The organism is Primorskyibacter flagellatus (assembly GCF_900176485.1).
Taxonomy (GTDB): domain Bacteria; phylum Pseudomonadota; class Alphaproteobacteria; order Rhodobacterales; family Rhodobacteraceae; genus Primorskyibacter; species Primorskyibacter flagellatus.
The window spans coordinates 58851-71700 of sequence record NZ_FWYD01000020.1 but is presented as its reverse complement, the minus strand read 5'-3'; the positions used below and the strand labels follow the sequence as shown (position 1 = coordinate 71700).

The following is a 12850-nucleotide window of genomic DNA, read 5'->3' as shown; positions in this document are numbered from 1 at the left end:
TCATCCAGTTGACGGCGAAGGTCGCGCAGGACGCGACCGGTGTAACCCTTCAGTTGTTTCAGGGCCTTGCGCATGCGCTTGAACTGGCGCGCATGGGCGTAGCGACCGGCCTGCAGCGCCAGGCGCGGTGCCAGACGGTTGTAGTTCTGCCGCAGCGTGATCCCGCCTTCGTCTGCCAGGGCGACAAGCTGACGACGGGCTTTCTCATACAGGCATGCATCGGTCGGGTGGGCAATGTTCTTCTCCATCACCGTCGTGTCCACCGCGACGCGCGACAGGCTGCCATCATCAACGGCACCGGATGTGCGCCCAGCCTCGATCGTCTTGGTGAGTAGCCACTCGGCCCCTTCCTCTCCGATCCGTTTGCGCCAGCCATTGCCCGTGACCTGAGACCCATCTCTCCTCCAGCCTTTGGGAGAATCCGGGTTTTGTTTTCTGGCCTCATGCGGCCTGCTTTTGCAACGTCATTTTGTCTGCGAACTCGTTCGGCGTGAGATTTTCCAGCGACGAATGCGGCCGGTTTCGGTTGTAATCCTCCTTCCATTTTGTGATCTTTGATCTGGCGTCCGCGAGGGACGAGAACAGCGTCTCGTTCAGGCACTCATCGCGGAAACTGCCGTTGAAACTCTCGATGAAAGCGTTCTGTGTTGGCTTTCCTGGAGCGATGTAATGCCAGTCGATCTTTGTTTTCTGGCACCATTTCAGAACCGCTGAACTGGTCATTTCGGTCCCGTTGTCGCTGACAATTGTCTTCGGCATTCCGCGCACCTGAATGATTGCGTCCAATTCACGCGTCAGCCGCGCGCCCGACAGCGATGTATCCGGAACAAGAGACAGACATTCACGGCTGAAATCATCTACCACCGCCAGAACGCGAAACCTGCGTCCATCTGTGAACGCGTCCGAAACGAAATCCAGGCTCCAACGCTCATTGATGGTCTCTGGCACGATCATCGGGCGGCGCGTGCCCAGGGCGCGTTTCCGGCCACCACGCTTACGCACCTGGAGCCCTTCTTCGCGATACAAACGCCGCAGCTTCTTCTGGTTCATGTAGATGCCTTGACGCTCCAGCATGATGTGAATGCGCCGATAGCCGAAGCGCCGACGTTCAGCAGCCACATCCTTCATGGCTTTGCGCAGTTCGGCATCGTCTGGCCGGATGCTGCGATACCGCACGCTCGACCTGTCAATCTCCAACACATCGCACGCCCGCCGCTGGCTCACCCCGTGCTGATCACACAGATGAACCACCGCTTTCCGCTTTGCCGCGGGCGTTACCATTTTTTTGAATTCACATCCTTCAGCATGGCGTTATCCAGCATCTGTTCTGCCAACAACTTCTTAAGCTTGGCGTTCTCATCCTCAAGCGCCTTCAGCTTGCGGGCATCCGACACGTCCATCCCGCCGAACTTCGATTTGTATTTGTAGAACGACGCCGTGCTGATGCCATGCTTGCGGCACACCTCAGCCGTTGGGACTCCGCCCTCCTGCTCTTTGATCATCCCGATGATCTGCTCTTCTGAAAACCGTGACTTCTTCATATTCCGTCTCCAATGCTTGGGACAGATCCTACTCAAAAGGGGAGGAGGTTTAAGGTCTCAGGTCACCCGGCAGGCGAATGTTTACATTCGCTGAGAGGGGGTCAGCGACGACGGATCGATCGGCGGGCGATGCTGAAAGAAAACCTCACCTGTGAAATGCTGGTAATACGGGTTCTCAACCCAACGGGCGACCACAGCCTCGTCGGACAGCCGGTAAGCGTGCTGGAGATACAGCAGCCCCGCGACGAGGCGCGGCGATGTGGCTGGCCGCCCTGTCGTGGAGGGAAAGAAACCGGCCCATTCCGTCTCGAAGAACTCCCAGTCGATCAGCTTTTCCAGCTTCGCCAATTCGTGGCGCAGATCGATCATGTCGGTCAGGCGGGGACGCAGGAGATCATCCTGCTCTTCAGCGCGGGGATGAGGCTTCATCACGGCTCCGGAATTTGCAAGCTTTCGAAACCCAGTATACGAAACCCTGCAATTTCACGCTACAGTTTTGGCGGGATCGATAAATAAAATCAGTGGCTTCTGACTTGTTCAGGCTGAACTAGCGAGGACGGATCGATCGGCGGGCGGTGCTGGAAGAATGTCTCGCCGGTGAAGTGCTGGTAGTACGGGTTTTCAACCCATCGGGCGACGACAGCTTCGTCGGACAGACGATAGGCGTGTTGGAGATACAGCAGACCCGCGACCAAGCGCGGCGATGTGGCGGGCCGCCCTGTCGTGGAGGGAAAGAAACCGGCCCATTCCGTCTCGAAGAACTCCCAGTCGATCAGCTTTTCCAGTTTCGCCAATTCGTGCTGAAGATCGATCATGTCGGTCAGACGGGGACGCAGGAGATCGTCCTGCTCTTCAATGCGGGGATGAGGCTTCATCGCGGCTCCGGAATTTGCAAGGTTTCCGCACCCATCATACGAAACCCTGCAATTTCCTGCTACAGTTTTGCCGGGATCACCGAACAAATTCAGACGCTTGCGACTTTTTCAGGACGAACTCCGTAAGATGAACCAGAAATCCTCCGACGTTCAAATCCTCAAATCTGTCCCAAAAGCGCTGACGTCAGACAATGATATACCCGCCCCCGGCAGGAGGTTTCTTCGTTTTCATGTCACGGGTTTTCCGGAGCCTCTGGTGGGGGCCGATCAGAATCCAATACGTTTCAGCCTGTGTGCTACGCGACGATGAACCACGGGGGGCAGAATATCCTGAAGCAGACGCCGACGCCGATCCCGCGCATCGGACGCGTCTGCTGTACCGGGGCGTGGCTTGAAGATTGTGCTGTGCGACACCCGTGTCTCGTCCCAAGTCGCTGTGTAGTAATATAGCGCGATCGACTGGCGGGGTAACCCTTCAGGGTGATTGACCGGTTCAGGATTACCATGGAACGTGTCCGACCCAGTTGAGAAACAGACCATCCTGTTCTCGGTCGGCGCAAAGCCCGCCATCTTCCTGGTCATTTGCTTGTCCCAGATCTCGAAAGAGCCACCCCACTCCTCTTTCCAGACCGGATTGAGATAGATGAGTACGTTCAGCCGTCTTTCGAGCCTCATGTGTGTGTGCAGGTTGAAATCGGCATGAATATTCAGATAGCCGCCGTTGAGAGTTTCGTGGATGCCCGCGCCTAGATAATACGGGTCGGGGATCAAATGCTTAATTCCCGTCATCTGTTCCAGAAACAGGAGGAAGGGCCGTGAGTTGAAGGCCTGAAAGAGATGGCGCGAGTAGTCGGGTAGCCGGTCGGGATTGTATTGCGATTTGAGCTTTTCTTCGGCGGCGTCGAAACCGCGTTCCGCCTCGGGTAGGCTGTCGAGATCCGCGCGGACCTTCTTGATCACGTCCATCGGCAGGAAATTGTCGATACAGATATGATCGTAGGGCTCGCCCGACTGGTACGTATCGGCATGCCGCCCGCCTATTTCTTTCGCAGTGGCTGTGGGTATAATCAGGGTTTCGGGGTCGAATGGAAAAGCAATTTCTGTCATATCTTACTCTTGATGTTACATGGTTGCGAATCGGTAGGCGGACAAATTCAGTATTGGTATTGTTTAGCTACGACTACATAGAAAATCGACCCTCGTGGCTAACTTGGCAAACCCAGTGTCACATCCCGTGTGATTATACGGCTCTTTCTTGAACAGTTCCGGTTTTTCGCGATGCCAATCGGCGTTGTTGCACAACTCTGACCATCGAGGGTTCACATCGTGAATCCGCGCGGTTAGATGGGCCACATGAGCAAGCCATCACCCGCCCGCTACCGCACTACGAACTGGTCCAGCTACACAGCAGCGCTCCGCGAGCGCGGGTCGCTGCTGATCCACTGCCCGGCAGCACATGCTTGCATGTGTGAGAGGGTGGTTGGACAAGGACATGACCTGGCTCGCGCCGCATGACGGCAGCCCCGGTCGTCCTGCGCTGTTCTCGGATGCAGCGATCCAGTTCTGTCTGACCATTAAGGGTCTGTTCAAGTTGCCGCTCCGGCAGACGACAGGAATGGTGGCGAGCATGCTGAAGCATGGCGGGTCTTGACTGGGCAGTGCCGGACTATATGACCCTGTGCCGACGGCAGAAAACACTGGCGGTTCAGATCCCCTACCGACGCGCCCATGGGCCGTTGAACCTGCTCGTGCCCTCTCGGGACATCACCGCGTGATGCCCTGCCGGGTGACAGACAGCACCGGGATCAAGTTTCTGGGGGACGGCGCCCTCTCATGGTTTGCAGACAAACCGCGTCCTGCGTCCTTGCCGGGCAATGGACGGCGCCTATGACACGCGCCGTTGCTACACCGCCATTCTTGACCGCCAGGCCAATCCGATCATACCGATCCGCAAGAACGGGCGCCCGTGGAAAGCGGACTGCCAAGCTGCAATCGTCCGAAACGAAACCCTGCGTGCTACCCGGCACTACGGCAGGGCATTCTGGAAGCGCTGGACCGGATACCACGCCCGAAGCCGGATCGAGGCGAAGCCTCTCGTGACATTGCTGCGCAATGCACTGCCGACCAGTGGATGCGGTGCCTGAAAGCCTTCGGTGAACGCATCGCCGCAAGAGACCCCGATCGCCAGACCGCTGAAATCCAGATCCGCATCGCCCTCATCAATCGCTTCAATGCACTCGGCACCGCCGAGATCGTTCGCGTGGCATGACCCCGACGGGGAAAGGGGCCATCATGCCTCAGGCATGAGTCGCGCAGCAAGTCGATCAAATACGACAAGCGGCGTTACAAGCAACGCAACAGGATCGAGATCATGTTCGGTCGCCGGAAGGATTGGCGACGTGTCGCGATCCGCTACGACCGATGCCCGAAAGTCTTCCTGTCAGCCGTCGCTCTCGCTGCCACCGTCTTATTCTGGTTGTGAGATGCCGTAACGGGGCCTGTGTTTCGCATCGCCGTTGCCACTTGCCAGATCAGCGCCGTGCTGTCGCCATTCCCGTATTGAACCCCCATGGAGGACGACAGGATGAGGCTGTTTATTGGATTGGATGTATCGCTCGCGAAGACTGCGGTCTGCGTGATCAGCGAGCACGGTAATGGTGGGCGGCGGTTGCGGGAGGCGGCCTGTTGGGCCCGTCTGCGGCGCGACCTCCATGATTTTTGGACCTCGACAAAATCCGAGATTGCCCGCGAGGCGCTCCACCGGATCGGTAAGCTTTACGACATCGAGCGCGATCTCAACGGCCAGCCCGCTGACGTCCGCCATGCGGCGCGCCAAAAGCTGAGCCGCCCAAAGGTCGAGGCCTTTTTTACTTGGTCCGAACAACAACTCCTGCGCATTCCCGGCAAAAGCGATCTGGCCAAGGCATTCCGCTATGGTCTGTCTCGTCGAGACGCTTTTAGCTTGTTCCTGATCGACGGTCGTGTCGCCATCGACAACAATCCAGCCGAGCGCGCCCTACGGCCCATAGGCATTGGGCGGAAGAATTGGCTCTTCGCGGGGGCCGACACCGGTGCGGAAACCTTGGCGCGTGCCATGACGATAATCGAGACCGCAAAGCTGAACGGCCTCGATCCGCAAGCCTATCTTGCCGACATCCTCGACCGTATCCATGATCACAAAATCAACCGGTTGGATGAATTGCTTCCGTGGAATTGGCCGCCGATGGCCACCGAGATGGGCAGTCAAGCAGCATAAGCCGCGGTATCAACGGCGCCTGTTCAAGTACGGCTTCAAGGTATCAATGAGCGGCAAGGGCAATTGTTACGACCATTCTATGGTTGAGACGTTCCTCAAATCCATCAAGGCTGAGCTGATCTGGCGCAACCGTTGGGATACACGTCGCCAGGCAGAAGGCGCGATCTTCCAGTATATCAACGGGTTCTATAATCCACGGCGGCGGCATTCATCGTTGGGGGGCAAAAGCCCCTTGGCCTTCGAACGAAAGGCTCCCTAAATGAGTTGAGAGACCGGAACGCAAGCGTGGCAAGACCACCGAAGTCCTGACCCTTCTGTATCTCTGATTTGCTATGTTGCCGCCGTCAGCGACCTTGGCCGAGGTCGCTGACGGGGCGGTGTATGGCGTCTGAGCCTTGTGGCATTAACCACGTTTGTAAGCGAGCCAGCACCGTCTCTCTTCATCATCTCGAACAGTTGCATGTGGCCAGATTGGACCACGGATCAGAAGGAAGAGAACATGGAAACGATAACACAGGCTGCGATCATTGGCATAGATGTCAGCCGCGACTGGTTGGATATTCACTGTCTGCCAGAAGGCAAACGCGCGCGGTTTCCGAACAAAGTCGAAGGCCACGATCAAGTCGCTCAACTTGCTCTCAAGCTGGGCGCGCTGGTTTGTTTTGAAGCTACAGGCGGACAGGAATGGCGTCTGTGGTCCGCCCTCGACGCCAAGGGGGTTGCGACGCGGCAATTGCCACCAGCGCAAATCAAAGCTTTCGCGGCCAGCCGAGGCACGCGGGCGAAAACCGACAGAATTGACGCAGAGCTCATTGCACAGTTCATGGTCTTCCGGTCCGATGCAGGGCGCAGCCTCCCACATGAAAAGATACGCCTTCTCAGAGCTTTGGCATCAAAGCGCGGACAACTTGTGGAGACACGAAAACGGCTTCTACCGCAAATCAAGGCACATGAAAAATTGGGATCGGCGGACATGTTTGATACCATGGACGCCAAGTTGACAGAACTCCTCGATCACCAGATCGCAGAGCTGGAAACGCGGATCGAGCAGACCATGGCCTCAGATAAAGAACTCGCTGCGAGAGTCGGCATCCTGCGTTCCGTTCCCGGGATTGGTCCCGTGGCCAGCACTATGCTGATCGCCGAGATGCCTGAACTCGGACAACTCTCGGGTCAGCAGGCTGCCGCACTCGTGGGACTAGCTCCGATTGCACATGACAGCGGAGCCATGCGCGGCAAGCGCGCCATAGCAGGCGGGCGCCGATTATTGCGACATGCGATGTTCCAGGCCGCGCTCGTCGCCAGCCATCACAATCCAGTCCTCAAAACCTTCGCCGACCGCCTTCGAGCCGCCGGAAAGCCACATAAGGTTGTCATCACTGCTGTCGCACGCAAGCTGGTAACTATCGTCAATGCTCTCTGCAAAACACAGCAAACTTGGACTGTTAAACCCCTTTGAGAAATACAGTTGCTAGCGCGATGTCCGGTTTTCTGGGACCACTTTACAGTTCGGCTTGCTGCTTTCCGTCATGAAGAAGATAATGCGCCTTGCTCTGAGGCACATCCCAATCGGCCTATCCCTGAAAGCAGTAAAAGGGTTTTCCAGAATGCAGGAAAGCACGGAAGGAATTTCTGTCGACAATAGCACTCGCAACAACAGCCATATTCTGATCATATGGCCCTGAGCCTAAGAAAAACGAGTGGATAATGGTAGGCAGGATGTATTTTTTCTTCTATCTAATTATCGTTTAAACACTTGATGTAATTGATGAAATTGGAAAAAATAGTTGGCACAAGTAGGTATAAGCATTGTTGTTCCTGTATACGCTGGTGAAGCCTATCTCGAACGTCTAATAGAAGAAATTGACAAGATACGGGACGCTTGGGCAACGCAAGACGCACCCGTGTCTATACGCGAGCTTATCATGGTTAACGATGCCGCACGTGATGGATCAGCTGATATTCTGGAGCGTTTCGCTGCAACCCGACCTTGGATCTTGAATTTAACGCTGTCGCGCAACTTTGGCCAGCACGCTGCCACCATTGCTGGTATCCTGCATTCGTCGGGCGACTGGGTGGTGACGCTGGACGAAGACCTACAACATCCACCCAACCAAATTGAGAATATGTTGCGTCATGCGACTACGAAGCAGGCGGATGTTGTTTATGCGCGCCCGGCCTCGGCTGAGGTTCACGGCAAGGCTTGGCGAGATGGGTCATCGCGCAGCTTCAAACGGTTGATGGAATGGTTGACTGGCAATCCGACGCTGCGTCTAGTCAACAGCTTTCGTCTGATGCGCGGCGATATCGCCCGCGCCACGGCCAGTGTGTGCAGCCATAACACTTACTTTGACATCGCGCTATTCTGGTTCACCCAGCGTATCAGAGCCATCACTATGGACCTGCGCGACGAACGCTTTGCCGCGACCGGCACGAGCAGCTACAATTTCAAAACCTTGGTGAACCATGCGCAAAAAATGCTGTTTTCCAGCCAGTTGCGGTTCTTGACCTTCGGCCTGTGGATCGGGGTCGGGTTGTTTGCCTTTTCCATTCTGTCAGGTCTTTATTTTACCCTAGTCCGCCTGATCGCTCCGGAAGCCATTGAGGTTGAAGGTTGGACGTCCCTGTTTGTCGTGCTGACGATGTCGGCGGGGCTGCTGGCAGCGATGTTGGGGTTGTGTTTGCAATACCTTGCCACCCTCGTGCTTAAGGCGCATGGGCGTCCAACATTCTTCACCATCGACCGGTCCAGCGATCAGAATCTGCAAGACTGGTATGCCCAACAGGACGAGGTCGCATGATTCTACTGGAGTGGGATCGGACGGCCCGACAGGCGCCCGGTGTAGCTGCGGTCTTTGGGACAGGTTTAATTGGTCGGACAGCTATTGATGCGCTGCGGCGCAATCTCGATTGCGTACGCCTCCATCACATGCAGTGGGACTGGTCTTCGGACACCTCCGGGCAAGCCCGACAGATCGCGCAAACGGTACGCAACGCGCTCGACCCGCATGAGGACGCCGTCTTTGCTACTATATGGGCTGCCGGGCACAGCGGGTTCGGCACGGACCCCGCAGGCATGCAGACCGAGCTGGCAGCCCTTGAGGACGTAATGAATCTTGTCCAAAAAATCGGTGCCACTCTCCCGCCCAACCGACGCTGTTTCATTCACACAAGCTCAGCAGGCGGGCTTTTCGAAGGCCAAACCGCTTGCGGGGCCAATACCAAACCTGTGCCCTTGCGCCCTTATGGGGAAGGCAAGTTGGCACAGGAAGCCTGCGTGCGGAACAGTGATGCTTTAGGCCGTCGTCACATCCTACGCCCTAGCAGTGTTTATGGATATGTTCCGGGTGCCCGGCGCGGCTTGTTCACAGTCCTTGTCGCCACGGCCCTGCAAGGAAAGACTGCGAGGATCATGGGTGCGATGAATACGCTGCGCGACTACATTTTTGCAGATGATATTGGCCGTTTTATTTCTGATTTGGTCTGCAATCATGCGTCAAACCCCATAAGCAACGCTGTATCTACCACGCTTCTGGCGTCAGGACGACCTGCCGCCATCTATGAGGTGATCAATGTGGTTAAGGCCTGTGTGGGCAGACCCTTGTTCATAAAGATCGACCCACATCCGGAAAATGCGCGCCACAATACCTTTTTGCGCACCGCCCTGCCGCGCGATTTTAAACCTACCGGCTTGCACGAAGGGATTGCACTGACGGTAGGGGCAGTCTGCCGGGATCGTTTCCAAGGAGCATTTCTATGACGTCACGTGTCCAACCGAGCCTGCTGGTCGCATTCTGGGTGCTACTGATGGCTCTATTGGCTTTGCTTTACACCACGGTCCCGCCATCGCCGGATCAGTCGCAATTCGACTGGATGGCTTACATTGCTACCCAAGGTCACCCATTCTATGTAGGCAGCTTCGACATGAACTGGCCGGGTGCTATGTGGCTACACGAAGCGGGCATTCGCCTGTTCGGCGTCCATGCCTGGACATGGCGGCTGACCGACTTCCTGCTGATGCTGGGGTTCAGCTTTGGCGGGGCCGTGTTTTTGCACCGAGCGAACTGGCCTCTGGCAGCGTGGGTGTTCGTATTTCTCTATCCTGCCCTTTACGTCCCAGCCGGGTCGTGGATGGCCGGACAGCGCGACATCATCGCGACTGGTTTCTTGATCTGCGCCTGCGCGCTTGCTATGCAAAACGCCCCAAAGGAAGGCCGCAGCGTGGTTCTGGCGGGGGTTTGTGTGGCCTGTGCCGTTCTAATCCGCCCAACCTTCCTGAGCTTTCTCGCCGGTCTGATGTTTCTGGAATGCATGCCCATGCGGGATATACACCCGCGCACCTGTTCCCGATCTGCTCGCGCGTTGCGGTTTCTGGCAGGTTTTACCCTTATGATAGGTGCGGCAATCTGCGCGGGGCTAGCGCTTGGGAGCCTAGATGATTGGTATCGGCAGAGCTTTCAGTTTGCAACGTCGATTTACATCGGTGAGCCCCCGCAGGATTGGCGCGTGACGTTGTGGACCTTGTTCGTGGTGTCGTGGAATTGGATCACCCTGATGGCCCTGTTCGGGCTGGTGGTCTGGGCCTTGCGTGACCGTTTGAGCTACCCGTTAATGCTAGTCCTTGGGATCGCGGCCACGAGCACGCTGTCCTTTGCGGTGCAAAACAAGGGCTTCGGCTATCACTTGGGGGGCATCTTGCTGGTGTTGGTGCTGCTTTTGACCATTGGGATCGACCAGTTAGATCACTGGCGACGTTCCGTGCGCACATCTCTGATGCGCTGGGGTGTCACGGTCGCGCTAACAGGCGCTGTTTTTCTGGTCTTAGCAGGGACGGCAGTAAAGCTTGAAAATCTCAAAAGCGGCGCGGTACGAATATTGGCAGGTCAATTCGGTCCGACCGACCTTTATGGTCTGACCGAAGCGGAACGTCGCGATATCATTAGCCTGATTAAAGACGGCAGTACGCCAGATCAGACCGTTGCGGTTTATGGCACGCATTACGATCTGCCTTACCGTGCGCAGCGTTTGCCTACCTATCGCTACTTCACGCCAGCCGCCGATCAGATCAAGCCGGGATTCGTCCATTATGACGAATGGATGGCAGAGGTAGATCAAGCGTTAGTGCAGACTCCCCCGGCCTTCGTGGTGATGACGCGCAGAGCCTTGCCCGGTCCCCCAGATGAACTGAATCCGGCCTTGGCCGACCGGTCAATCTTGACCCGCCTGCAGCAAACCTTATCGGAAGACTACAAGGTCGTCTTTTCCAATGCCAACGTAGTCGTCTATCAGTCGCCCAGATGAATAAAGAGATTAATCGTACCCTACGGTTTGGTCTGATCGGCATCGCCTCGACCGGCGGTTACTTTGTTTTGTTGATCCTGTTGGGCCCAGTCATCTCGTCAACTATCCTGCTGACTGCGCTGTGTTATGGCATGGCGATGGTGTTCAACTTTTTAGCGCAGGGGCTGTTTACCTTTAAGGCCAAGAGGCTAACCGGCACTCAGTTGGTCCGCTATGTTACGATGCAGGGCACGGCCTTGATCGCAAACTCGAGCGCGATGTTTGTGGTCGTGGATCAATGGGGCCTACCCTTGATCCCGGCGCAACTCATTGTCATGGCTTGCGTCACAATAAGCACCTATCTGGCGTCCCGAAACTGGGTATATCGTTAACAGGCTGCTGAAGAAGTCGGCCCTCGACACGGTTTCGAGAACATGATTCACCTTCGTCACGGCAGTGGCGGCGGGAGGTGGCGATGCGCGGGACGGACAAGGCGAGCGGGTCGCTGTTCAGCTATGTTGATCTTGAGGAGCGTCATCCGCTGCGGTTGATCCGTCGGATCATCAATGACGAGCTGGCGAGCCTCGATGCCGTGTCAACGGCGGAGTAAAAACCTGCCACGCGGCGGCGTAAAACCAAGCCAGTGGCGGGGTGCCAAGCGCCATGGCGCGCGCGCTCTCCAGATAGCTGGCGCGTGCCATGGCGCATTGGCCCGCAGGGCCAATTCTGTGACGGATGATCAGGTGTCGGCTTCTTTCCGGGCGCGGCTTTGGGCAAGCCTGTAACTCTCACCGTTCATTTCGAGAATGCTGACGTGATGGGTCAGGCGGTCGAGGAGAGCGCCGGTCAGCCGTTCGGTGCCGAAGGTTTTGGTCCATTCGTCGAACGGCAGGTTGCTGGTGATCAGCGTGGCGCCGCGCTCATAGCGCTGCGAGATCAGCTCGAACAAGAGCTCCGCACCGGCCTTGGGGAGCGGCACGAAGCCCAGCTCGTCAATGATGAGCAGCTTGACGCTGGCCAACTGCTTTTGCAGCCGCAGCAGGCGACGTTCGTCGATATCCAGGCGGAACCGAGAACGCCATCATCTTGGCTACGCTGTCGCGCGAGATGTTGAAATGCCGCGCCGCTTCTCGCTGGCTCATGCCCTCAGCACAGGCCAGCCGAACTTTCCGATACAAATCCACGGTGAAAATCCTCCCGCCCTCCCTGTCGCCAGAAAGGGTAAAGGTGGACGACTTTTACGCCGCCCGCAGCAGGCTCATCCCGCCGCTACCGTGGCCGACTTTCGCACCGCCGTTCTCAGTGAAAGCGCGCTCTGACCTCGCTACGGTCGTCACCGGATGTTTACGTTCGCGGCAAATGGCTGGGGCAATACAATCTTTGAAACGATTGAGGAGGCGCAAGACCAGGCAACTGAATGGCTCTGGACTTACAACAACGAGCGACCCAATATGGGCATCGGCGGAATGACACCCGCGATGAAACTGAAAACAGCCGCATGAATTCTACGGCTGGTCCCCATTAAAATGGGGGATTACCCGAGGTCGTGAGGATTTTTCCAAACGAGGCCGCCGTCACCCGTCTGGTCGGCACCCTCATGCTGGAACAGAACGACGAGTGGACGATCACACGGTGCTAAATGACACTAGAAACCGCCGTCGCCATTTGCGACACTACGCCCATGAACCCGGCGATGATCACCGCCCTTTAAAAGCGGCCAAGCCATGGTGGGAGAACAAAGGAACACCATCGTCTGGGAAAAGGGAGCCTCGAACATCAGCCGGTTTGTACAACAGAGTCACGCCGGGGTAATTGATTTATGGCGTTAGTATGGTTCGGAGATGCCAACGTTTTCTTCTCCAAAACTGAAACCTTCACTCCACGAACGAGGCCTAAAT

At 56.7% G+C, this 12850-nt stretch carries 7 protein-coding genes and 12 pseudogenes; 12 read left to right on the top strand and 7 right to left on the bottom strand.

Annotated features, from left to right (window positions below; translation table 11 throughout):
• The 5 genes and pseudogenes from B8991_RS17255 to B8991_RS17235 all read right to left on the bottom strand — a co-directional run.
• Positions 1 to 371: pseudogene (locus tag B8991_RS17255) on the bottom strand (IS5/IS1182 family transposase); the annotation flags it as partial.
• 70 nt (positions 372 to 441) lie between these two features.
• Positions 442 to 1541, bottom strand: a protein-coding gene (locus B8991_RS17250) for an IS3 family transposase (RefSeq protein ID WP_143514655.1) whose coding sequence is annotated in 2 segments (ribosomal slippage) — positions 442 to 1292 and positions 1292 to 1541 — 1101 coding nt in all. Because the reading frame shifts where the segments join, the coding sequence is not laid out codon by codon here.
• Between the two features lie 102 nt (positions 1542 to 1643).
• Positions 1644 to 1970 (bottom strand): annotated as a pseudogene (locus tag B8991_RS17245) (transposase); the annotation flags it as partial.
• A gap of 113 nt (positions 1971 to 2083) precedes the next feature.
• A pseudogene (locus B8991_RS17240) lies at positions 2084 to 2416 on the bottom strand (transposase); the annotation flags it as partial.
• A 267-nt stretch (positions 2417 to 2683) separates the two neighbouring features.
• Positions 2684 to 3523 carry a 2OG-Fe(II) oxygenase gene (locus B8991_RS17235; RefSeq protein WP_084354177.1) on the bottom strand — a complete coding sequence of 280 codons (840 nt, stop codon included), beginning with the start codon at positions 3521 to 3523 and terminating at the stop codon, positions 2684 to 2686.
• Between the two features lie 246 nt (positions 3524 to 3769).
• Here B8991_RS17235 and B8991_RS17230 point away from each other — a divergent pair.
• The 10 genes and pseudogenes from B8991_RS17230 to B8991_RS21230 all read left to right on the top strand — a co-directional run.
• Positions 3770 to 4685 (top strand): annotated as a pseudogene (locus tag B8991_RS17230) (transposase).
• Positions 4686 to 4724: 39 nt separating this feature from the next.
• Positions 4725 to 4898: pseudogene (locus tag B8991_RS17225) on the top strand (transposase); the annotation flags it as partial.
• Between the two features lie 171 nt (positions 4899 to 5069).
• Positions 5070 to 5672, top strand: a pseudogene (gene tnpC / locus B8991_RS17220) (IS66 family transposase); the annotation flags it as partial.
• Between the two features lie 25 nt (positions 5673 to 5697).
• Positions 5698 to 5931: pseudogene (locus B8991_RS17215) on the top strand (IS3 family transposase); the annotation flags it as partial.
• 240 nt (positions 5932 to 6171) lie between these two features.
• Complete coding sequence (locus B8991_RS17210; protein ID WP_084354178.1) at positions 6172 to 7131, top strand: IS110 family RNA-guided transposase; 960 nt, start codon at positions 6172 to 6174, stop codon at positions 7129 to 7131.
• A gap of 328 nt (positions 7132 to 7459) precedes the next feature.
• Positions 7460 to 8473, top strand: coding sequence for a glycosyltransferase (locus B8991_RS17205; RefSeq protein WP_084354176.1), 1014 nt, complete (start codon positions 7460 to 7462; stop codon positions 8471 to 8473).
• Positions 8470 to 9432, top strand: coding sequence for an NAD-dependent epimerase/dehydratase family protein (locus tag B8991_RS17200; RefSeq protein WP_084354175.1), 963 nt, complete (start codon positions 8470 to 8472; stop codon positions 9430 to 9432). The genes B8991_RS17205 and B8991_RS17200 overlap by 4 nt, the downstream gene beginning before the upstream one ends.
• Complete coding sequence (locus B8991_RS17195) at positions 9429 to 10973, top strand: glycosyltransferase family 87 protein (RefSeq protein WP_084354174.1); 1545 nt, start codon at positions 9429 to 9431, stop codon at positions 10971 to 10973. Before B8991_RS17200 ends, B8991_RS17195 begins: the two co-directional genes overlap by 4 nt.
• On the top strand, positions 10970 to 11344 hold the full coding sequence (locus B8991_RS17190) for a GtrA family protein (protein WP_084354173.1): 375 nt from the start codon (positions 10970 to 10972) through the stop codon (positions 11342 to 11344). The genes B8991_RS17195 and B8991_RS17190 overlap by 4 nt, the downstream gene beginning before the upstream one ends.
• Before the next feature lie 83 nt (positions 11345 to 11427).
• Positions 11428 to 11544 (top strand): annotated as a pseudogene (locus tag B8991_RS21230) (IS5/IS1182 family transposase); the annotation flags it as partial.
• A 147-nt stretch (positions 11545 to 11691) separates the two neighbouring features.
• Here the strand turns inward: B8991_RS21230 and B8991_RS17185 are convergent.
• Both B8991_RS17185 and B8991_RS22410 read right to left on the bottom strand, forming a co-directional pair.
• Positions 11692 to 12006 (bottom strand): annotated as a pseudogene (locus B8991_RS17185) (ATP-binding protein); the annotation flags it as partial.
• Positions 11969 to 12136: pseudogene (locus tag B8991_RS22410) on the bottom strand (helix-turn-helix domain-containing protein); the annotation flags it as partial. The pseudogenes B8991_RS22410 and B8991_RS17185, both read right to left, overlap by 38 nt.
• Before the next feature lie 164 nt (positions 12137 to 12300).
• Between B8991_RS22410 and B8991_RS17175 the strand changes: the two are divergent.
• Positions 12301 to 12454: pseudogene (locus B8991_RS17175) on the top strand (integrase core domain-containing protein); the annotation flags it as partial.
• Between the two features lie 38 nt (positions 12455 to 12492).
• Positions 12493 to 12663: pseudogene (locus B8991_RS22405) on the top strand (transposase); the annotation flags it as partial.
• Between the last annotated feature and the right edge of the window lie 187 nt (positions 12664 to 12850).